This is a genomic window from Cupriavidus phytorum, assembly GCF_003254285.1.
Lineage (GTDB): Bacteria > Pseudomonadota > Gammaproteobacteria > Burkholderiales > Burkholderiaceae > Cupriavidus > Cupriavidus phytorum.
The window spans coordinates 456,976-477,073 of the sequence record NZ_QKZN01000004.1 but is presented as its reverse complement, the minus strand read 5'-3'; the positions used below and the strand labels follow the sequence as shown (position 1 = coordinate 477,073).

28 protein-coding genes and 1 tRNA gene are annotated in these 20,098 nt (G+C 64.8%); 25 read left to right on the top strand and 4 right to left on the bottom strand.

Annotation, left to right across the window (positions count from 1 at the left end):
* Positions 1-107: 107 nt before the first annotated feature.
* The 19 genes from C7416_RS29125 (at position 108) to trmB (ending at position 9,089) form a co-directional block, all read left to right on the top strand.
* Positions 108-269 (top strand): hypothetical protein, encoded by a 162-nt coding sequence (locus C7416_RS29125; protein WP_181461228.1) that lies wholly within the window; start codon positions 108-110, stop codon positions 267-269.
* A gap of 40 nt (positions 270-309) precedes the next feature.
* The gene (locus tag C7416_RS13535) at positions 310-609 is read left to right on the top strand and encodes a hypothetical protein (protein ID WP_111519401.1); all 300 of its coding nucleotides are present in this window, start codon (positions 310-312) and stop codon (positions 607-609) included.
* Entirely contained in the window at positions 606-824 is a 219-nt protein-coding gene (locus C7416_RS13530) for a hypothetical protein (RefSeq protein WP_111519400.1), read from the top strand. Before C7416_RS13535 ends, C7416_RS13530 begins: the two co-directional genes overlap by 4 nt.
* Positions 821-1,099, top strand: coding sequence for a hypothetical protein (locus C7416_RS13525; RefSeq protein ID WP_111519399.1), 279 nt, complete (start codon positions 821-823; stop codon positions 1,097-1,099). Before C7416_RS13530 ends, C7416_RS13525 begins: the two co-directional genes overlap by 4 nt.
* The gene (locus tag C7416_RS13520; RefSeq protein WP_111519398.1) at positions 1,096-1,386 is read left to right on the top strand and encodes a hypothetical protein; all 291 of its coding nucleotides are present in this window, start codon (positions 1,096-1,098) and stop codon (positions 1,384-1,386) included. Before C7416_RS13525 ends, C7416_RS13520 begins: the two co-directional genes overlap by 4 nt.
* Entirely contained in the window at positions 1,383-1,562 is a 180-nt protein-coding gene (locus C7416_RS13515) for a hypothetical protein (protein WP_111519397.1), read from the top strand. The genes C7416_RS13520 and C7416_RS13515 overlap by 4 nt, the downstream gene beginning before the upstream one ends.
* A 226-nt stretch (positions 1,563-1,788) precedes the next feature.
* Entirely contained in the window at positions 1,789-1,983 is a 195-nt protein-coding gene (locus C7416_RS13510) for a hypothetical protein (RefSeq protein WP_111519396.1), read from the top strand.
* Positions 1,984-2,045: 62 nt separating this feature from the next.
* A complete protein-coding gene (locus tag C7416_RS13505; RefSeq protein WP_111519395.1) occupies positions 2,046-2,549 on the top strand; it encodes a hypothetical protein in 504 nt (167 codons plus the stop codon).
* Positions 2,546-3,202 carry a hypothetical protein gene (locus C7416_RS13500; RefSeq protein WP_111519394.1) on the top strand — a complete coding sequence of 219 codons (657 nt, stop codon included), beginning with the start codon at positions 2,546-2,548 and terminating at the stop codon, positions 3,200-3,202. Before C7416_RS13505 ends, C7416_RS13500 begins: the two co-directional genes overlap by 4 nt.
* A 23-nt stretch (positions 3,203-3,225) precedes the next feature.
* Positions 3,226-3,525: a hypothetical protein gene (locus tag C7416_RS13495; RefSeq protein ID WP_111519393.1), complete on the top strand. Its 300-nt coding sequence runs from the start codon at positions 3,226-3,228 to the stop codon at positions 3,523-3,525.
* Between the two features lie 71 nt (positions 3,526-3,596).
* Positions 3,597-4,166, top strand: a complete 570-nt coding sequence (locus C7416_RS13490; RefSeq protein WP_111519392.1) for an HNH endonuclease signature motif containing protein — start codon at positions 3,597-3,599, stop codon at positions 4,164-4,166.
* Entirely contained in the window at positions 4,163-5,551 is a 1,389-nt protein-coding gene (locus tag C7416_RS13485) for a hypothetical protein (RefSeq protein WP_111519391.1), read from the top strand. The genes C7416_RS13490 and C7416_RS13485 overlap by 4 nt, the downstream gene beginning before the upstream one ends.
* Positions 5,548-5,757 carry a hypothetical protein gene (locus tag C7416_RS28930; protein ID WP_181461227.1) on the top strand — a complete coding sequence of 70 codons (210 nt, stop codon included), beginning with the start codon at positions 5,548-5,550 and terminating at the stop codon, positions 5,755-5,757. Before C7416_RS13485 ends, C7416_RS28930 begins: the two co-directional genes overlap by 4 nt.
* Entirely contained in the window at positions 5,754-6,386 is a 633-nt protein-coding gene (locus C7416_RS13480) for a Lar family restriction alleviation protein (protein ID WP_111519390.1), read from the top strand. Before C7416_RS28930 ends, C7416_RS13480 begins: the two co-directional genes overlap by 4 nt.
* 103 nt (positions 6,387-6,489) lie before the next feature.
* Positions 6,490-6,828: a hypothetical protein gene (locus C7416_RS13475; protein WP_111519389.1), complete on the top strand. Its 339-nt coding sequence runs from the start codon at positions 6,490-6,492 to the stop codon at positions 6,826-6,828.
* Positions 6,825-7,037 (top strand): DUF4224 domain-containing protein, encoded by a 213-nt coding sequence (locus C7416_RS13470; protein ID WP_111519388.1) that lies wholly within the window; start codon positions 6,825-6,827, stop codon positions 7,035-7,037. The genes C7416_RS13475 and C7416_RS13470 overlap by 4 nt, the downstream gene beginning before the upstream one ends.
* A 49-nt stretch (positions 7,038-7,086) precedes the next feature.
* Positions 7,087-8,082: a tyrosine-type recombinase/integrase gene (locus C7416_RS13465; protein WP_404851323.1), complete on the top strand. Its 996-nt coding sequence runs from the start codon at positions 7,087-7,089 to the stop codon at positions 8,080-8,082.
* Between the two features lie 80 nt (positions 8,083-8,162).
* A tRNA-Gly gene (locus C7416_RS13460) sits at positions 8,163-8,237 on the top strand.
* A 66-nt stretch (positions 8,238-8,303) separates the two neighbouring features.
* Entirely contained in the window at positions 8,304-9,089 is a 786-nt protein-coding gene (gene trmB, locus C7416_RS13455; protein WP_111519386.1) for a tRNA (guanosine(46)-N7)-methyltransferase TrmB, read from the top strand.
* A 73-nt stretch (positions 9,090-9,162) separates the two neighbouring features.
* Here the strand turns inward: trmB and C7416_RS13450 are convergent, their stop codons facing one another.
* From C7416_RS13450 to C7416_RS13440, 3 genes are all read right to left on the bottom strand, one after another.
* Positions 9,163-10,044 (bottom strand): undecaprenyl-diphosphate phosphatase, encoded by an 882-nt coding sequence (locus C7416_RS13450; protein ID WP_062801473.1) that lies wholly within the window; start codon positions 10,042-10,044, stop codon positions 9,163-9,165.
* Positions 10,045-10,125: 81 nt separating this feature from the next.
* Complete coding sequence (locus C7416_RS13445; protein ID WP_111519385.1) at positions 10,126-10,686, bottom strand: DUF1439 domain-containing protein; 561 nt, start codon at positions 10,684-10,686, stop codon at positions 10,126-10,128.
* A 60-nt stretch (positions 10,687-10,746) separates the two neighbouring features.
* Entirely contained in the window at positions 10,747-11,031 is a 285-nt protein-coding gene (locus C7416_RS13440; RefSeq protein ID WP_111519384.1) for a YkgJ family cysteine cluster protein, read from the bottom strand.
* Positions 11,032-11,289: 258 nt separating this feature from the next.
* Between C7416_RS13440 and C7416_RS13435 the strand changes: the two genes are divergently transcribed.
* The 6 genes from C7416_RS13435 (at position 11,290) to C7416_RS13410 (ending at position 19,180) form a co-directional block, all read left to right on the top strand.
* Positions 11,290-12,114, top strand: coding sequence for a TetR/AcrR family transcriptional regulator (locus C7416_RS13435; protein WP_111519383.1), 825 nt, complete (start codon positions 11,290-11,292; stop codon positions 12,112-12,114).
* Positions 12,111-13,223 carry an efflux RND transporter periplasmic adaptor subunit gene (locus tag C7416_RS13430; protein WP_111519382.1) on the top strand — a complete coding sequence of 371 codons (1,113 nt, stop codon included), beginning with the start codon at positions 12,111-12,113 and terminating at the stop codon, positions 13,221-13,223. The genes C7416_RS13435 and C7416_RS13430 overlap by 4 nt, the downstream gene beginning before the upstream one ends.
* A gap of 20 nt (positions 13,224-13,243) precedes the next feature.
* Positions 13,244-16,468, top strand: a complete 3,225-nt coding sequence (locus C7416_RS13425; RefSeq protein ID WP_111519381.1) for an efflux RND transporter permease subunit — start codon at positions 13,244-13,246, stop codon at positions 16,466-16,468.
* A gap of 113 nt (positions 16,469-16,581) precedes the next feature.
* The gene (locus tag C7416_RS13420) at positions 16,582-17,235 is read left to right on the top strand and encodes a protein-L-isoaspartate O-methyltransferase family protein (RefSeq protein ID WP_111519380.1); all 654 of its coding nucleotides are present in this window, start codon (positions 16,582-16,584) and stop codon (positions 17,233-17,235) included.
* A gap of 11 nt (positions 17,236-17,246) precedes the next feature.
* Positions 17,247-17,570, top strand: a complete 324-nt coding sequence (locus tag C7416_RS13415) for a rhodanese-like domain-containing protein (protein WP_012353593.1) — start codon at positions 17,247-17,249, stop codon at positions 17,568-17,570.
* A 77-nt stretch (positions 17,571-17,647) separates the two neighbouring features.
* Positions 17,648-19,180, top strand: a complete 1,533-nt coding sequence (locus tag C7416_RS13410; RefSeq protein WP_111519379.1) for a TolC family outer membrane protein — start codon at positions 17,648-17,650, stop codon at positions 19,178-19,180.
* 69 nt (positions 19,181-19,249) lie between these two features.
* Here C7416_RS13410 and C7416_RS13405 read toward each other — a convergent pair whose 3' ends face one another.
* Positions 19,250-20,074, bottom strand: a complete 825-nt coding sequence (locus tag C7416_RS13405; RefSeq protein ID WP_111519378.1) for an META and DUF4377 domain-containing protein — start codon at positions 20,072-20,074, stop codon at positions 19,250-19,252.
* Between the last annotated feature and the right edge of the window lie 24 nt (positions 20,075-20,098).

The following is a 20,098-nucleotide window of genomic DNA, read 5'->3' as shown; positions in this document are numbered from 1 at the left end:
AATCTCTCAACTAGAAGCAATTGCTACTTGCTTTGTCTGGTAGCACTTGCTACTATGCTTCCAACGACGAACGCACAACGGTGCGGACAACAGACGGGAGCAGAGAGATGAGCGCACAACGCAAAGCAGAACTGGAAACCTTCCTTCGCCAAACGCAGGCCGATCAGGGCGGAGAGGCTTCGTTCGAGGACTTCGTGGACGCTGTGGCTGATGACGAAGGTGAGTTCGGCCACGAAGAGGCGAAGGAATTCCTGGCTCTTGCCGCCTAACCACCCCGGCCCGCACCGGGCTGGATAGAGGGAGCGATCAATGCAAACCATCGAGATCACCGGCCACATCTACGCCCAGCGCAACGCGTGGGACAACAGCCTCAACTACACGTTCTTCACGTTCGACGGCATGGAGGAGCACGGCTACTTGTACGTGTGCCCGCACAAGATCGTCGCAGAGGTGCCGGACTCGTTCAATCCGGTTGCCGCAGAAGTTGCCGCGCTGGAGAAAGAGCGCGAGAACGTTCGGGCCGAACTCAACGCTCGCATCAAGCAGATCAACGACCGCATCGCCAATCTGACTTGCATCGAACACACCCCGGTGCAGGAGGCAGCATGACCACCGACCAAGCCGTAGCGCGCCAGGCGGCGCACGAGAATCTGGTGCACGAGCTGGTGGGAGCGCTGGAGAGCATCTACCAATACGGCGCAGACACGCTTTCTGGCCGCGCTGACGGTGGTGTCGATGATCGTGCATGGCAACGCGCCGCAGTGCTTGAAATGACAAAGCGCGCTTCGGCCGCGCTCGCCCGCGCCAAGGAGCAGCAATCATGAAACTCACCCTCACTTTCGACGACCGAGCCTTGGTCGTGACCGGCGAACACCACCGCGGCTACAGCGCAACGTGGACTGACCCAGGCGAGCCGGAATCGTTCGAGGTCTACACGATCACCGAGGCTGGTGTCGACATTACCGACATCGTGAGCAACGCCGCATTTTGCGAGATCGAGGCTCTTGCGCTGGAGGCTGTCGAAGGCGAACAGGAATACGCCCGCGAGCAGGCGGCGGAGTGGAAGCGCGAAGAGCGCATGTTGGAGCAACGGGTATGAGCAATACGGGCTGGGTCGACATGTCGCTGGACACAGTGCCGCCAGAGGGTGAAGTCGTCATGACGCGTGACAGCGGCGGCCATGAGCAGCCACTGAAGCGCATGGGCAATCTGTTCTTCTTTCCCGACATGAGCATGTACGTCTACTACGTGCCCCGCGCATGGAGAGAACTTACGGACGCTGAATGCGACGCCGAGATTACCAAGCTGGAGGCAAAGGCGGCTGCGGATGCCGAATCGTCGCGCCGCTCAATCGAGGCAATGCGCGCCACCAAGGAGCAGCAATGACCAACCTTCCGCAAATCGACCCGCAATTCCTGCGCCATCTCTCCCCGGACACGCGCGAGGAGATCGCCAGGCAGTTGGATGAGGAGCCGGGGCCAGTGTTCTGGTTCAGCTTGGCGCTGGTGGTGCTGTTGGCTACCTTCGTCGTGGCCTACCCGATCGTGATGGTGCTGCGATGAGCCAAGAACTAACGCCGTGGTTTCCGGAGGATGTGACTCCGGTGCGCGAAGGTGTGTACGAGGTTGAAACGGTCAATGGCACGGACTACGTTTTCTACTGCCACTTTGATGGGCGGTGGGGAACGTGCGGACGTTCGGTAGATGAAGCATTCGATAGACGAGATTGGCGCGGCTTGACGCAAGACAGAGCATGGCGCGGCCTCGCAAACAACCCGAAGGAGCAAGCATGACACCGACCAAGATGCAGGACATCAAGGCATGGAACACCGGCCTGAGCGGCGACGAGATCAAGCTGGCAGTGCTCGAATCGCGCCGCATGCAGCAGATCCGCGAGCTGGGCGACGCCTACTTGCTGCATCCGAAGAATGCGCCGAAGCGTGCCAGCTACAACCCGCTGACTGGCGCCTTGCTGGCGGTGTGACATGAAAGACGCCGACAACGAAGATGCGGCGGATTGTTTACAAGCATACGAGAGGCAGCGAGATGAGCGACTCAAACAACAGCAAGACGCACTGGAAGACGCTGATCAATCCGGACTACATCGGGGCATACGCCCTGCCGGACGGCGAAGACCTGACGGTGACGATCGACTATGTCCAGTCTGAGGAAGTCACCGGCAGCGGCGGCAAGAAGGAAGTCTGCACCGTGGCGCACCTGAAGGGCCACAAGCCGATGATCCTGAACGTGACCAACTCCAAGAGCGTCCACAAGCTCTACGGCCCGTACATCGAGGATTGGGCCGGCAAGGACATCACGCTCTACGCCAGCACCACGAAGCTGGCCGGCGAGATGGTCGAGTGCCTGCGCATCCGTCCGAACGTCACGGCCCGCAAGAAGCCGAAGATCGAGGCCGCCAGGTTCGCCAAGGCAATCGAAGCAGTCAAGGGCGGCACGTACCCGGCGCGCAAGCTGTCGGATCAGTTTGACCTGACGCCGGAGCAGCGCAAGGAACTGAAAGAGGCAACCAAGCAGAAGGAGGAAGCATGATCAAGTTTCGCGCATCTTCCATCGCCGAAATCATGACTGAGCCAAAAGGCAAGGGCGAAATCCTGTCGGTCGGCGCAAAGACGTTCATCGAGGACATGGCGAAGGAATTCGTCTACGGCTTCAAGGAGCAAATCTCCAGCAAGTATATGGAGAAGGGAACCCTAGTCGAGCAGGCATCTATCGACCTGCGCAATGACGTGTTCTTCACGGACTACAGCAAGAACACGGAGCGCCGCGAAAACGATTGGGTCACCGGCGAGTGCGACATCTTCACCGGCTCAGGAATCATCGACATCAAATCGTCGTGGTCCCTCGCAACGTTCCCGGCTACCCGCATCAAGGCGCTGAAGGACGCAGAGAAGGCCGGCTATGACTGGCAACTCCGCGCCTACATGTGGCTGTGGAACGTAGACGTAGCGGAGGTGAACTACTGCCTGGTCAACACGCCCGACGAACTGATCGGATACGAAGACCCGAACCTGCACTACGTCGACCACATCGACCCTTCCCTGCGCGTGACTGGCGTCTTTTTCGAGCGAGACAAGGCGCTGGAAGACAAGATCAAGGAGAAGGTCGAGGCCGCCCGCCTCTACTTCGATCTGGTCACGGAAATGATCGCGGAAGACCACTCCGCAGAACTGCAAGCAGCTTAACCACCAACGGAACCTACGGAACCATGACTCAATACGACGACACCAATCGCGGCGCCCTGTTCAAGAACGACCGCAAGGAATCGGACAACCATCCGGACTACAAGGGCAAGATCAACATCGACGGCGTGGACTACTGGCTGTCAGCCTGGATCAAGACCGACAAGAACGGCGCCAAGTACATGAGCCTGTCGCCTCAGCGCAAGGACGGCCAGCAGCAGCAACAGAAGACGCAGCAGCGCCAACAACAACGAAGCGGCGGTGATCCGTTCGACGGAGGCGACGATATACCGTTCGCTCCGCGCAGCTCGAAGCTGCCGATCTAATACTGCGACTTTGCGACGCGCTACCACCCCGGCCGGTGCGTTCGCTTTTTTTCGGATGTCTGGAGTTATAAGTGCAAGAGATCACGCAGGAATATTTGAAAGAACTCCTGTCCTATGACAAGGACACCGGAGAATTCAGGTGGAAGCCTCGCGGGTTTTGTTTATTCAAAACAGAGCACGCAGCGAAGATTTGGAACACGAGGTTCCCAGGAACGGCCGCGGGTAATGTGGACGTGAAGGGTTACCGCAAGATCGTAATACACCAGCGCTCATACAAAGCGCACAGACTTGCATGGTTGTACGTATATGGAGAGTGGCCGGGAGCCGATCTCCAAATCGACCATATCAACGGAATCAGATCCGATAACCGAATCGCCAATCTTAGAGCCGTCCCGCCAGTCGAAAACTCAAGGAACCTTAGGCCGGGCCGTGTGGGCCGAAGTGGGCTTTTTGGCGTGCACTGGGATGCCAAGTGGAATAGATGGAGGGCGAAAATTCATGAGAAAGGCGCCACAGTTGAACTCGGATCGTTTAAGACAAGAGAAGAGGCGATAGCGGCCAGGAAGGCTGCGGAAGTCCGATTGGGCTACCACGAGAATCACGGGAAAACCGTTGAGCAGATCCAGGAGCAAGCAGCATGAACCGATTTGACCCGAGCAACAAGCACGAGGATGGCATGGCTCCAAACGTAGACGGCGAATGGGTGCGCTACTCCGACCACGTAGATGCAATGAAGCGTGTTGCCAACCATTCCGCTGCTGCCGCCGAAATGGTGGCCAGCCAGAGCGCCGAGCCGGTGGCGCTGGACGGACACATTTGCGAGCACTGCGGCGAAGGTCACACGGTGGTTACCCTCGCGCATGGCGTTTTCTCCAGCAACTGCGATATGTGCAGTGCTGACTGCGACTACTTCATGGTCGAACGACTGAATCAGTTGATCGCCGCTACCGGGGCGAAGGGGCTGACGAGCCAGCGCGTTGAGGAAATCGCCAAAGCGTATTTCCATCAAGACGGCACTGAACTTGGCGACATGAAGACAGCAATCCGCGTTGCGGTGCGGGAAGCCCTCGCCCAATCCGCCCCGGCGGCAACTGCGCCGAGCGCATCGCCTGATTCCGATGACATCAACCCGGTGGAGTTGATCGGCGCGGAATTCCAGAAGTGCCACGCAAAGGAGGCTCACCCGCGAGACGTGGACGTGTTGCTGGACGCGCTGAATTGCACGCTGGCCGAGCACGGCTTCAAGGTTGTTGATCTGGAAGATGACGACGAGCCGAGCGCATCGCCTGAGACGATGGTGCATTACGGCGGAGGCGAGACGCCGATTTCGTTCGAGGATGGCGCATCGCCTGCAGCGCTGACGGATGAGCAGATTTTTGCGCTGTGGGATGAAGTTCATTTCCAAACCAGCCGACTGCCCATCTGGGCGAATCGGTATCGCCAGCAGACTATTAACTTTGCCCGCGCCCTGCTCGCCGCATCGCCTGTCGCCCCTATCTCAAAAGGAGAAATGAAATGCCTGAAGCAATCCAACGTTACGTTGCTGCCGAGCGTCGCGCCTATTACCTCGGACAAACCGAACTCGGAAGACGCATCGCACTGCACGTTTACCGGGCATGCGAATTCTACGGCTGGACGCGGAATCCATACTGAAGAAGGCGAGTCACAAAGCTATCGCACAAGTGACGGAATGCCGAAGGAGCGCGCCGTTTTGGAGCGGGAATGGCGTCAGATGCGGGATAGTCTCGCCGCCCAGCCGCCCGCTGCTGCCGAGGCGGATAAGGAGCCGGACATGCTGTGGGCTTACGACGACCCTGAGTCTCCGCCGTCGTCCACCGCACAGGATTTCGCGGAGAGCTTTGCTAGTCAAGGGATGATGGCTGGTGACGAGTCCATTGTTCGAGTGCAATGCGCCAAGAGCCTGCCTGACCGGAAGATGCTGATTCGCGTGTCGAAAGACCCCGAAGCGAAAAACTGGCTGCACTGGGAGTGGATCGACGCCGCCATGGGCAAGGAGGGATCGTGATGCTCGCCGCTCTGACCAACACATTCAAGGCAGCCGTCGCCGTAGCAATCAGCCCGGCAGCAGTCATTGCCGATCTGGCTACGTTGCCCAGCACCGCCTACGATGGCAAGCCCGCATTCGGAAAGACCGCTGCTGTCTTGTCGAAAGCTGGCGACGCAATGAACGCAGCCCTGCGCCCCACCGCACCGAATGGAGAGACGCGATGAGTGAGAAACTGAAACCGTGCCCGTTCTGCGGGCACAGCGCTGCGTTGGAATCGGTTGGTGCAGATCACTTCGTGATGTGCGATGGATGCTGCGCTGAAACGGCGCGCTTCCAATCACCTACTGGTGATGACCGGCGCGCTATCGAACACGCCATCGCCGCCTGGAACAAGCGCGCCCAGCACGCCGGGGAGGCGCGAGAGACAGTTGATCTGATCGGAAAACTGCGCGCCGCCTACGAGAAGGTAAGTGTGTATCCAGAGGATCGGATGAGGCCGGATGCTGTTGTGGAACTCGGCCCGGGATTCACGGATCTGCTGGAATTGCGAAATCTTGTGCCGCAGGCTATTGCCGCACTAGCCGCCGCACCCCAGCCAGCAGCGCTGCCGGAGGGGTGGCAGCCGATCACCGCGCCTGGTCAGGTATCCATTGGCGACAAGCTGAAATTCACCATCGGTGACAAGCAGTACACCGAGACGGTGAAGGATGTTCTTGACCCCGGAACAGACAGGGAAGAAATCATCTACAACATGCGCCGCAACTACTACCTGATCACGTCAATGTGCATGCAGAACAAAGGCAGCCAGAAGAACGTCAGTTTCCGGCCCGCCGCGCCCCAGCCTCGGGAGTGACAGGCCATAGCCTGTTATCACGATTTACAAGTTATCGCCTGTATGCAGCAGCAAATTGAACACGTATTGGCCACGACTAGACGGGCGTGGCTGGGAGATAAGGATGACTGACCGCGAATTGTTGGCACTGGCGGCGAAGGCGGCCGGCATCGGTGGATGTTGGCGGCGTGGGTACCATCCCTATGGGGACGAGTGGTATGAGGGAATCGACACCGGAGGGCGCGTTCTGTGGAACCCTCTGACCGACGACGGCGACGCGCTGCGGCTGGCGGTGAAGTTGCGCATGCTGGTGGATGTCCCGTCTTTGACGCAGAGCGCACAACGGATCGAAGTGGTTGCCAGCAAGGTCGGCTCCATTTACGAGCCATATGGGGATAACCTCGGCGCAGCCACCCGCCGCGCCATTGTGCGGGCTGCCGCGGAGATCGGGAGGTCGATGTGAGCGGGACGTTCCTGAGTGACGACGAACTGGCCGCACTGACCGGCCGCAAGGTCAAGAGCAAGCAGATCGACCAGCTCAAGAAAATGGGCGTACCCTTCTACGTCAACGCATCGGGCCGCGCCGTCGTGGTGCGGTCCGTTGTCGAAGGGCAAAAGGCGAAGGCAGAGCCAGCGCAGCGCGGCTGGATGCCTCGGGTAATTCCGGCGTGAGGCGATAATGGGGCGCAAGCCGACAGTCCACACAAATCTGCCGCAGAACATGCGCGCCCGCAAGCAGCGCAGCGGCAAGGTGTACTACTACTACGACAAGGGCGGCAGACCGCGGAAGGAAATCCCGCTCGGGCCTGACTTCATCCTGGCGGTGAAGAAATACGCCGAGTTGCATATCAATGCGCCGGCGCTGCCGTCCACCTTGTTCGTTGATGTGGCCAAGCGCTATCAGGTCGAGGAAATCACGAACAAGGCCAAGAGCACGCAGTCCGTGCAAATGTCGGACATAAAGCATCTGCTGGCCTTCTTCGGAGACCCGCCCGCCCCGCTTGAGTCAATCGAGCCGACGCACCTACGCATGTTCCTAACCAAGATGAAGGACAAGCCAACGACCGCCAACCGGTGCAAAAGGTTGTTCTCGCACATTTGGAACATGGCGCGCGAGTGGGGCTATACCAAGTTGCCGAACCCGGCAGACGGCATCAAGGGGCATTCGCTGGACAAGCGCGAGGTATATGTGGGCGACGACCTATACCGGCTCGTCTATGAGCACGCATCCCAGCCGCTCCGGGACGCCATGGATCTGATCTACCTGACCGGCCAGCGCCCGGGGGATGCGCTACAGATGGCTGCGACCGACATTTGGGACGGGCATCTGGTCATCAAGCAGTCGAAGACGAAGGCACCGCTACGGATCGCCGTCATCGGGGAGTTCTCCGCCCTGCTCGAGCGGATCGCAGCCCGCAAGGAAGAAATCGGCAGCGCGTCGGATTACCTGCTCGTCGGAGATGGCGGCAGGAAGATGACGCAGGCCGCGCTGCGTTGGCACTTCCAGAAGGCCAAGGAAGCCGCGACGAAAGAGCATAAGGATCGCAAGGAAGCCATCGCCAACTTCTGGCTCTATGACCTGCGGGCGAAGGCAGCAGACGACACTTCGGACAAGAAGGGGGACGCAGCGGCCGCCGATCTTTTGGGCCATGCTGACGTGCGCACGACCAAGCGGCACTACCTCCGGCGAGGCAAGCGTGTGGCGCCGACAAAATAATGGATTGCGGAGCAGGCGCAGGATTGCGGAGCATTGCGGTGCCGCCAAACCGTGCTAGAATCCGCTCCCAGTATGCCTTAGCGGGCGTCGTATAATGGCCATTACCTTAGCTTCCCAAGCTAAAGACGTGGGTTCGATTCCCATCGCCCGCTCCACTTCCAGTCGAGACAAGCCGCCTTTGCCACCGTTACGGTGATCCGCCCGGCGGCTTTTTTGTTGCCATGCTTCCCCAAGACCCCAGCACCGGGCCGGCCGACGACGCCGAGCCGGCAGACCGCGCCGCCGTGCCTGCGTCCGCCCCCTCTCCTGCCGATCCTGAAGGCGTTGCGCACCCGCGCCGCATCCGTTCGTTCGTGCGCCGCGCGGGCCGGACGTCGACCGGGCAGCAACGCGCCATCGACGAGGTCGGGCCGCGCATGATCGTGCCCTACGCGCCGCAGCCGCTGGACTGGGAGGCGACTTTTGGCCGCCAGGCGCCGTCGATCCTGGAGATCGGCTTCGGCATGGGCGAGACCACCGCGCATATCGCCGGACTCCGGCCGCAGGACAACTTCCTGGGCTGCGAGGTGCATGAGCCGGGCGTGGGCGCGCTGCTCAAGCTGATCGACGAGCGCGGCCTTTCCAATGTGCGGATCCTGCAGCACGACGCGGTGGAAGTGATCGCGCATATGCTGACCGACAACTGCCTCGACGGCGTGCACATCTACTTTCCGGACCCGTGGCACAAGAAGCGCCACAACAAGCGCCGGCTGGTGCAGTCGCCGCTGGTCAAGCTGCTGGCCGCGCGCCTGAAGCCGGGCGGCTATATCCATTGCGCCACCGACTGGGAAGAGTACGCGCACCAGATGGTGGAAGTGCTGTCGGCCGAGCCGCTGCTGGAGAACACCTCGTCGGCGCCGGACGGTTTTGCCGAGCGGCCGGATTACCGGCCCGTGACCAAGTTCGAGCGGCGCGGCGTGCGGCTCGGGCATGGCGTGTGGGACGTGGTGTTCCGCAAGCGCGCCTGAGCGCGGCGGGTCCGCAAACAAGAAAGCGTGGCATCTGCCACGCTTTTTTTATTGCCTGCGGTATGGCGCCTGCTCAGGCGTGCCAGGACACCAGCCCGGTGTACGCGGTCAGCAGCACCACGATGCCGAAGGCGATGCGGTACCACGCGAACGGCTTGAAGTCGTGCGTGGCGACGAAACGCAGCAGCCAGCGCACGCACAAGAAAGCCGACAGGAAGGCAAAGACGAAGCCGACCGCGAAGATGCCGAGGTCGTCGCCGTTCAGCAGCGCGCGCGCCTTGTACAGTTCGTAGACCGTCGCGCCGAAGATCACCGGGATCGCCAGGAAGAACGAGAACTCGGTGGCCACCTGCCGCGACAGCCCGAACAGCATGCCGCCGATGATGGTGGCGCCCGAGCGCGAGGTGCCCGGCACCAGCGCGAAGCACTGCGCCAGCCCCACCTTGAGCGCGTCGCGCCAGTTCAGGTCGTCGACCGACTCGATGCGCGGCGCGCCGGCCTTGGCGGCTTCCAGCAGCGCATTGCCCTGCGGATGCGAGACCGTGCCGCGGCGCGCATCGCGCCATTCGGCCAGCAGGATCACCACGCCGCCGACGATAAAGGCCAGCGCCACCGAGATCGGATTGAACAGGTGGGCCTTGATCCATTTGCCGAAGATAAACGCCAGCACGATCGCCGGCACCGACGCGATCACCACGTTGGCGGCAAAGCGCTGCGACAGCGGGTCGTCGCGCAGCCCGCGCACCACCTTGCCGATGCGCGCACGGAATTCCCAGCACACCGCCAGGATCGCGCCGAACTGGATCACGATCTCGAAGATCTTGCCCTTCTCGTCGTTGAAGTCGAGCAGCTGCCCGGCCAGGATCAGGTGGCCGGTGCTGGAAATAGGAAGAAACTCGGTCAGGCCTTCGACGATGCCGAGGATCACGGCCTTCAGCGCTAGTGCGATTTCCATGCGGAACGAAAGAGACGTAGTCACGGGCGTTGTCCGGCCTGGTGCCGGACCGCCCGCATTGTTGTTCGATGCGCCCCCCGGTCAGGGGCGGTTGATCTTGACGTTGATGCCGTCGGGCAAAACGGTGATTGTACCGGGCTCGACGTGCGTGCCGGCAAGGCGCAGCTGGTCTTCGCGGAAGGTATAGAGCGGATAGCCCTGCAGCAGCTGCTCAGCCAGGATGCCGCCCAGCGCATTGAGCTGGCGCGAGAACTGCGCGGGCATGCCCTGCACGTCGAAGCGTTTCACTTCCGGATCCTGCAGCACCACCGAACGCGTGGGCTCGTCGTAGCGCAGCCCGCTGTCCAGCGCGAAGCGGCCGCTCAGGGCCTGGCTGAAGAACAGCTTGTTGTCGATGGTGGCGTCGAACTGCACGTTGACGCGGTTGCGCACGGAGTCCAGCGTCAGCTGCGGGTTGGTCAGCTGGATGTCGAACAGCTCCATGTAGCGCTTGTTGAACGGGAACTTGCGCTCCAGCGCCGCCTGCAGCTGGCTTTGCGAAAACGTGTACTCGCTGCGGAAGGCGCCGCAGGCGGCCAGCCCCACGGCCAGGGTGGCCGCGGTGGCAGCGGCGAGCCAGCGCCGTCGGGAAGTCCGGATCATATTGCCTCCGATTGCGGGATGTCAGGAATGAATGCCGGGCGCCATGCCGCGCCGGGCCTTTCAGGCGTGCGCTCGCGGCGCGGTCAGGATCTCTAGCCGGGCCAGCCACTGCAGCGCCGCTTCGCGCGAATCGCCGCACATCTCGGCCGACGGCTTCAGGCCGCCGCAGAACGCGGGCCGGTCCGGGCTGCCGAACACCGCGCAACGCATATCCGGCAGCAGCTGCGCGCACGGCACGCCCGCCGGCTTGCCGTCCGGCATGCCGGGCAGCGGCGATGCGATCGACGGCGCGATACAGCAGGCGCCGCAGCCCGCGCGGCAGGAAAGGTCTGACCGGCAACTCATGACGATGGTTCGGGATCGGCAGCCGTTGAGGCTGCCAGCACAAAGCCGACATTGTGCCCGAAGGGCCGCGGGCCTCCTGTAAGAAAAGGAAAACGCCGTAAGCGCGGCATTAGGCCGCAGGCAAATTCGTGCCCCATCAATCACATGACGCGAATGGGTTTTTGTTGGACCCCGCTTGGTACATGCCCGCCCTTGACCCCCTGTGGGGCCTCATCTACATTACTGACCCACAAGTTATTAACTTTCCAACGCTCCCTCGTGCCCCGCAGTCTTCGCAAGCCCGCCGTGACCAAGCCACCCGCCGATCCGCACAAGGACGCCGACAGCCCGCGCTGGAGCCGGCGCAAGGCGGCGCGGCCGCAGGAGCTGGTGGCGGCGGCGCTGGACCTGTTCGTCGAGCGCGGCTATGCCGCCACGCGCCTCGAAGACGTGGCCGCGGCGGCCGGCGTGTCCAAGGGCACGGTCTACCTGTACTTCGCCAACAAGGAAGAGCTGTTCAAGTCGGTGGTGCGCGAGAACCTGGTGCCGGCACTGGCGCGCGGCGCCGACCTGGTCGATGCCTACCAGGGCAGCACGCCCGAGTTGTTGCGCGAACTGCTGCGCGGCTGGTGGGGACTGATCGGCGCCACGCCGGTGGCCGGGCTGACCAAGCTGATCATGGCGGAGTCGGCCAACTTCCCGGACATCGCCCGCTTCTATAACCAGGAAGTGATGGTGCCGGGCGACGAGCTGTTCGCCAAGGTACTGGCGCGCGGCGTGGCGCGCGGCGAGTTCCGCCCGCTGCCGGCCAACCCCACCACCACGCTGATCTGCGCGCCGCTGGTGTTTCTGATGATGTGGCAGCGCGCGCTGCGCGCCACCGCCGAGAAGGACATCGACCCCGAGGCCTTCCTCGACGGCCTGCTTGACACGCTGCTGTTCGGGCTGACCGCCGGCGAGGCCCGCGACCGCCCGCTGCCGCCGCAGCACGGCCCCTATATCTGGGAAGTGATCCGCGACGAGATGCTGGCGCAACGCGCCGCCGCGATGGCCACCGATGGCGATCCCGCCCCTGCCGCGCCGCGACCCGGCACCCCGACATGAAGCGCAAGACCCTGCTGATCACCGCCGCCTGCCTGGCCCTGGCGCTCAGCGCCACGGTTGCCGTGCGCAAGGCCGGCAGCGCGCGCCAGCCCCAGGCGGCAGCCGCTGCGGCCGCCAATATCGTCGAGTTCCTGCACACCGACCTGGTGCGCGTGGCGCGCCAGGACCTGCAGCTGTCGCTGCCGCTGTCGGGAAGCCTGCGCGCGCTCAACCAGGCCTCGGTCAAGGCCAAGGTCTCGGGCGAAGTGAAGCAGGTGCTGGTGCGCGAAGGCGAGCCGGTGCGCGCAGGCCAGGTTATCGTGCGCATCGACCCGGCCGAATACGAGGCCCGCGTCGCGCAGGCGCGCGGGCAGATGCTGGCCGCGCGCGGCCAGTTCGAGAACTCGCGCCAGACCTGGGAGCGCAACCGCGAGCTGGTCGACAAGGGCTTTATCTCGCAGACCGCCTTCGACAAGTACCAGTCCGACCTGGCGGTGGCGCGCGCCAACCTCGACGCCGCCCAGGGCGGGCTCGCGGTGGCGCAGAAGGCGCTGGCCGATACCGTGGTCGAGGCACCGCTCGACGGCATGGTGGCCGCGCGCGCGGTGCAGCCGGGCGAAAAGGTGTCGCCGGATACGCGCCTGGTCGACGTGGTCGACCTGCGCGTGCTGGAACTGGAAGCGCCGATCCCGATGGCCGACGTGGCGCGGGCCGCGGTGGGCCAGCCGGTGGCGCTGGAAGTGGAAGGCGCCGGCCGCTTTGCCGGCAAGCTGGTGCGCATCAACCCCGCGGTCAGCGAGGGCACGCGCAGCATCATGGTCTATGTCCGCGTCGACAATGCCGAGCAGGTATTGCGCGCGGGCATGTTCGCGCGCGGCGCCCTGGTGCTGGGCCAGCGCGCCGCGGTGGTGGCGGTGCCGGTGTCGGCGGTGCGCACCGAGGGCGAGCGCGCCTTCGTCTATGCCATCGAGCGCGACACGCTGGCGGAACGCCCGGTGCAGCTGGGCCTGCGCGACGAAGCCGGCGGCATGGTGGAAATCGTCTCCGGCCTCGACGCCGGCGCCGAGATCGTGCGCAACAACCTCGGCACGCTGCGCAGCAGCAGCCAGGTCAGGCGCGTCAAGGCCTGACGGTGTAGGGGACGCGCGCCATGTGGTTCACCCGCCTGTCGATCCGCAACCCGGTGCTGGCCACCATGATGATGATGGCCTTCATCGTCGTCGGGCTGTTCTCGTACCAGCGGCTGCCGGTCGACCAGTTTCCCGACATCACTTTCCCGGTGGTGGTGGTGCAGACCGAATACCCGGGCGCCGCGCCGGAGTCGGTCGAGTCCGACGTCACGCGCAAGGTCGAGGAGATCGTCAATACCATCTCCGGCATCGACGAGATCTTTTCGCACTCGTACCAGGGCACTTCGGTCGTCGTCATCAAGTTCGACCTGAGCGTCGATGTCGGCCAGGCGGCGCAGGACGTGCGCGACAAGATCGCGCTGATCCGCCCGCAGTTCCGCGACGAGGTCAAGGAACCGCGCGTGCTGCGCTACGACCCCTCGGACGCGCCGATCTTCTACCTGTCCGTCTCCAACGCGCCGGGCGCCAGCCGCAGCCAGCGCGAGCTGACCACCATTGCCGACCAGATCGTGCGCAAGCGGCTGGAAACCGTGCGCGGCGTCGGCGCCATCAACCTCGTCGGCGGCACCAGGCGCGAGGTCGAGATCCGCATCCGGCCGGCGCAGCTGGAGGCGCTGGGAATCGGCGTCGACCAGGTGATGAACGCGATCCGCAACGAGAACCAGGAGCTGCCCGCGGGCGAGCTGCGTTCCGCGGCGACGGAGACCGTGGTGCAGATCAAGGGCCGGGTGCCCACGCCGGATGCGTTCCGCCAGATCATCGTGGCGCGCCGCGCCGGCCAGCCGGTAACGCTGCGCGAGATCGCCGACGTGCGCGACGGCCAGGAAGAGCAGGAAAGCCTGGCGCTGCTCGACGGCAAGCGCGCGCTGTTCCTGTCGGTGGTGAAGGCGCAGGGCCAGAACACCGTCGATACCGTCGACGGCCTGGTGCGCATGACCGACGAGGTGCGCAAGCTGGTGCCGGCCGGCGTGCAGCTCACCGTGGTCAACGACACCGCGCGCGGCATCCGCAGCAGCGTGAAGGAGGTGCGCTCGACATTGCTGGAAGGCGCCTTCCTGACCGTGGCGATCGTGTTCCTGTTTCTGGGCTCGTGGCGCAGCACGGTGATTACCGGGCTGACGCTGCCGATCGCGCTGATCGGCACCTTCGGCGTGATGTACCTGTGCGGCTTCACCCTCAACGTGATCACGCTGATGGCGCTGTCGCTATGCGTGGGGCTGCTGATCGACGATGCCATCGTGGTGCGCGAGAACATCGTGCGCCACAACCTGATGGGCAAGGACCACCGCAGCGCGGCGCTGGACGGCACCAACGAGATCGGGCTGGCGGTGCTGGCCACCACCTTTTCGATCGTCGCGGTGTTCCTGCCGGTGGGCTTCATGGGCGGCATCATCGGGCGCTTCTTCCACCAGTTCGGCATCACCGTGGTGGCGGCGGTGCTGATCTCGATGTTCGTCTCGTTCACGCTGGACCCGATGCTGTCCTCGGTCTGGCATGACCCCGACCTGCACGGCACCGGCAACAAGCGCAGCTGGTACGGGCGCACCGTGGGGCGGCTGCTGGACTGGTTCTCGGCCAGCATGGACCGGCTTGGCGACGGCTATGCCGGCATGCTGGGCTGGGCGCTGAAGCACCGGCTGGCCACCGCGATCATCGCCGCCGCGACCTTCTTCGGCAGCTTTGCGCTGGTGCCGCTGATCGGCACCGAGTTCGTGCCCAATGCCGACCTCGGCGAGACCCAGGTCGGCTTCACCACGCCGGTCGGCACCTCGCTCGACATCACCGAGGCCAAGGTGCGGCAGGTGGAAGCCGCGCTGAAGAGCTTCCCCGAAGTCGCCTACACCTACGCCACCATCAACTCGGGCAACGCCTCGGGCCGCAACAACGCGCTGGTGTCGGTGCGCCTGACCGAGCGGCGCGCGCGCACTCTGACCACCGCGCAGCTCAACCCGCTGATCCGCCAGCGCCTGGCCGGCATCGCCGGCATCACGCTGACCATGGTCGGCATGCCTGACGGCGCCGGCGGGCAAAAGGCGATCCAGGTGTCGATCCAGGGTGACGACCTGGACGAGCTGCGGCGCTTGTCGCGCGACGCCGGCGCGCGCATGGCGGCGATTCCCGGCCTGACCGACCTGGATTCGAGCATGAAGGACGACCGCCCCACCATCGAGGTCCGCATCCGGCGCGAACTGGCCTCGGACCTGGGCGTGGGCGTGGCGCAGATCGGCAACGCGCTGCGGCCGTTGCTGGCCGGCGACGCCATCAGCTCCTGGCGCGGGCCGGACGACGAGAACTATGACGTGCGCGTGCGCCTGCCGAAGGACGCGCGCACCGGCATGGCCGACCTGAGCGCGCTGATGATCGCCAGCAGCCACGCCAATGCCGACGGCTCGCCGAAGATGGTGCCGTTGCGCCAGATTGCCGAACTGGTGCCCACCACCGGCGCCAACCAGATCAGCCGGCGCGACCTGAACCGCGAGGTCGAGCTGACCGCCAACGTGGCCGGGCGCTCGGCCGGCGAAGTCGCGCGCGACATCAAGGCCGCGCTGGACGGGGTGAACTGGCCGGCCGGCTACAAGTATCGCTTCGGCGGCTCGACCAAGTCGATGAACGAGTCGTTCGGCTACGCCGTGTCGGCGCTGGCGCTGGCGGTGATCTTCATCTACATGATCCTGGCCTCGCAGTTCGCCAGCTTTTTCCAGCCGATCGCCATCATGACCTCGCTGCCGCTGACGCTGGCCGGCGTGTTCGCGGCGCTGCTGCTGTTCGGCTCGACCCTGAACATGTTCTCGATCATCGGTTTCATCATGCTGATGGGGCTGGTGACCAAGAATGCGATCCTGCTGGTGGACTTTGCTAACCAGGCGCGGCAAGGGGTCGACGGCCGCGAGCCGCTGTCGCGCGAGGCCGCGCTGGTCGAAGCCGCGCGCGTGCGGCTGCGCCCGATCCTGATGACGACGCTGGCGATGATCTTCGGCATGGTGCCGCTGGCCTTCAGCCTGGGCGAAGGCGCCGAGCAGCGCGCGCCGATGGGACAGACCGTGATCGGCGGGATCATCACCTCGTCGATCCTGACGCTGGTGGTGGTGCCGGTGATCTATACGTATCTTGATGATTTCGGCGCGTGGCTGCACCGGCTGTGGCAAGGCAAGCCGCGTACCGCGCCGGCAGCGCCGGTCCAGGCTGGGACCGGCCGGCCCGCGGCGGCCGAGCACCCGGCCCCTGGCGGAGCCAGCGCGGAATGAGCCCGGAGGCGCCCGCAAGGTTAAAATAACGGGTTTGATAAGACTGTCCGGCCGTGGCACCGCGCGGCCGGCGCACAGACCGACAGCGGTTGGCATTGGTAAGGAATGGCAAGATGGATCTCGAAAAAGCCCGATTCAATATGATCGAACAGCAAATCCGCCCGTGGGACGTGCTGGACCAGGAAATCCTGGACCTGCTGGCGGTGGTCAAGCGGGAGCAGTTCGTCCCGTCCGCGTACGCCTCGCTGGCGTTCGTCGACATGGAGATTCCGCTGCCCGCCGGGCAGAACATGCTGGCGCCGCGCGTCGAAGCCCGCATCCTGCAGGACCTGGCCGTGCGCAAGCATGAGACCGTGCTGGAAATCGGCGCCGGCTCCGGCTACATGGCCGCGCTGCTGGCCAACCGCGCCCGCCACGTGCTGACGGTCGACATCGTGCCCGAGCTGGTCGAGCTGGCCCGCACCAACCTGGCCAACGCCGGCGTGACCAACGTCGAGGTCGCCGAAGGCAATGCCGCCGACGGCTGGGCCGCCGCCGCGCCCTACGACGTGATCTGCATTTCCGGCTCGCTGCCGGCGATCCCGCCGTCGATCCTGGCGCAGGTGAAGGTGGGCGGGCGCATCGCCGCCTTCGTCGGCGAACTGCCGGTGATGGAAGCGCGTCTGGTCACGCGCGTATCCGAGACCGAGTACCAGGTCGTCAACCTGTTCGAGACCGCGGTCAAGCCCCTGCAGGGCGCGGCCCGGCCCTCGCAATTTCAGTTCTGAGGACGTACGCCATGCAGGTCATCCAAGCGACCGAACTGGCCCAGTGGCTGGCCGACGCCAGCCGCGCCAGGCCGGTCCTGCTCGACGTGCGTGAAGGCTGGGAGGTGCAGACCTGCGCCCTGCCCGGCATCACCCACATCCCGATGCGCGACATCCCGGCGCGCGCTGCCGAACTCGACGAAGACGCCGACATCGTCTGCATCTGCCATCACGGCGCACGCAGCATGCAGGTGGCGGCCTACCTGGAGCGCCAGGGCTACGGCAAGGTCTACAACCTGACCGGCGGCGTCGACGCCTGGGCCAGCCAGGTCGACCCCGCCATGCCGAAATACTGACGCGGCAGGTCAGCGCAACAACACGAAGAAGAAACGACTGTCGGCCACGGCACCCGCCGGGCCCACCTGGAGGTGTCATGACGTTTGCGCCCAACGCCCAGCCCGGAGCGATCCGGACGCGCCTGGCGATCGCGGCTTCCCTGCTTGCCCCGCTGCTGGCGATGATGCCCGCGGCGCCGGCCGGCGCGGCCGACCTGCTGCAGGTCTATCGCGATGCGCAAGCCAATGACGCCCAGTTCGCCAGCGCGCGCGCGCAACTGCTGGCCACGCGCGAGAAGCTGCCGCAGGGCCGCGCGGGGCTGCTGCCGCAGGTGGTGGGCACCGCCGGCGCCAACCGCACCAAGCTCGACCAGACCGCGTCGCTGCCGATCGGCGGCGCACCCAGCGCCTCCGGCACGCGTTTCTTCAACAACAACAACTGGCAGCTGCAACTGAGCCAGCCGCTGTTCCGCTGGGACCGCTGGGAAACCTACAAGCAGGGCGAGCTGGCCGCGCAGGCGGGCGAAGTCACCTTCCACCAGGCCGAGCTCGACCTGATCACGCGCAGCGCGCAGGCCTACTTCGACGTGCTGGCCGCGCAGGACAACCTCTACCTGGCGCGCGCGCAGAAAAAGGCCATCGCCGAGCAGCTGGAACAGGCCAAGCGCAATTTCGAGGTCGGCACCGCCACCATCGTCGACGCCAACGACGCCCAGGCCCGCTTCGACCTGGCCACCTCGACCGAGATCGCCGCGCAGAGCGACCTGGAAATCAAGCGCGCCACGCTGCAGCAGATCACCGGCAAGCCGGTCGACGAACTGATGGGCCTGCGCGCCGAAGCGCCGATTCCCGGCCCCCAGCCGCCCGATGTCAACGCGTGGGCGGCGCAGGCCGAGACCAGCAACCTGCAGGTCAACCTGGCCAGCTACAACCTCGAGACCGCGCAACGCGAGACCAACAAGGCCAAGGCCGGGCACCTGCCGTCGGTGGACCTGGTGGCCTCGTACGGCTTCAACAACCAGACCGGCAGCGCCACGCAGGCGATTTCGACGCACTACAACGCGTCGCAGATCGGCGTGCAGCTGACCCTGCCGATCTTCGCCGGCGGCCAGATCCAGTCGCGCGTGCGCGAAACCCTGGCGCTGGCCGACAAGGCCGCCAGCGACCTCGAGTTCGCCCGCCGCACCGCCGCCCAGACCGCGCGCCAGACCTACTCCGGCGTCTCCAACGGCCTGGCTCAGGTCAAGGCGCTGGAGGCGGCCGAACGCTCGGCCACCAGCGCGGTGGAATCCAACCAGCTCGGCTATGAAGTGGGCGTGCGCATCAATATCGACGTGCTCAACGCCGAAGCCCAGCTGTTCTCCACCCGCCGCGACCTGGCCAAGGCGCGCTACGACACCATCATGAACGGCCTGCGGCTGAAGGCCTCCACCGGCGTGCTGCAGGAAGCGGACGTGGTGCAGATCAATACGCTGCTGACGTCGGTGCCGGGGTCGCTGTACAAGCTGCCGGTGCCGGCGCAGGCGCAGGCGCAGGCGGGCGCGAAGGCGCCGGCAAACCCGCGCGCGTCGTCGGCCGAGCGCCGCGGCACGCGGCGCGAAGCCACGCCCGCGGGCACGCCGCGCTCCTGACCTACCGCTTGCACCTGTAAAGGGAAACGGGCCGCAATCGCGGCCCGTTTTGCATGGAGGCGTTGCGCCCTACTTCGCCCGCGTACGCGACTCCACGTTGAGCAACTGCCAGCGGATCGCCGACGCATCCGCCGGCGGGTTCGGCACCTGGTATTCGCGCACGCGCAGCCGGTACGACACGCCCGGCTCGAAATCCAGCCCTTCGATCGGCCCGTACCAGAGTTGCCACGGCGCATCTGGCGACTCGCGCCAGCGGTAGCAGATCATCTTGCCCACGCCCGTGCATTCCACGCGCTGCGAGTCGATATAGACGGTCTTCTCCACGCCCGCGGCCTCCACGCGCGCGCCGCGCTTGCCCACGCCCTCGCGCTCGACGAACTGCAGCAGGTCGCCGTCCACGGTCTTCCAGATGATCTGCCGGCCGGTACTGGCCGCCGACGGCTGCGTGCCCACGGTGGCGAACGGCGTCTGCATCGCCTTCAGCAGCGCCGACTCCAGCTCCATGCGCGGCGGCGGGCAGGCCATGCGCGTGCCGGCGATGCGGTCGAAGCGGATGCCGGTCTCGGTCTTGCCATAGCTGCCGCTGAAACGATTGCAGCCGCTGGTGCCGCTGACCGTGCCCTGCGCGGCATCGATACCCTCGTTGAACTCGAAATTGATCGGCTCGCCATTGTCGCCGTGCGGAATCTCGCGCAGCGAGCCATCAGGCTGCTGCCAGCGCACCAGTTCCCAGCGGCTCGGGCCGGACGGCTGCGTCTGGTTCAGGTTGGTGCCGGCCGACGGAAGGTTGGGCGCGGTCGCGGTGGTGCAGGCACCGAGCACTGCGGCGACCAGCACGGCGGCCGCGCCGCGCCCGGCGAGCGCGAAGGGAATCAGGCGGTTTCGGCTATGCATAAGAACTCCTGTTGCAGGGCTGCC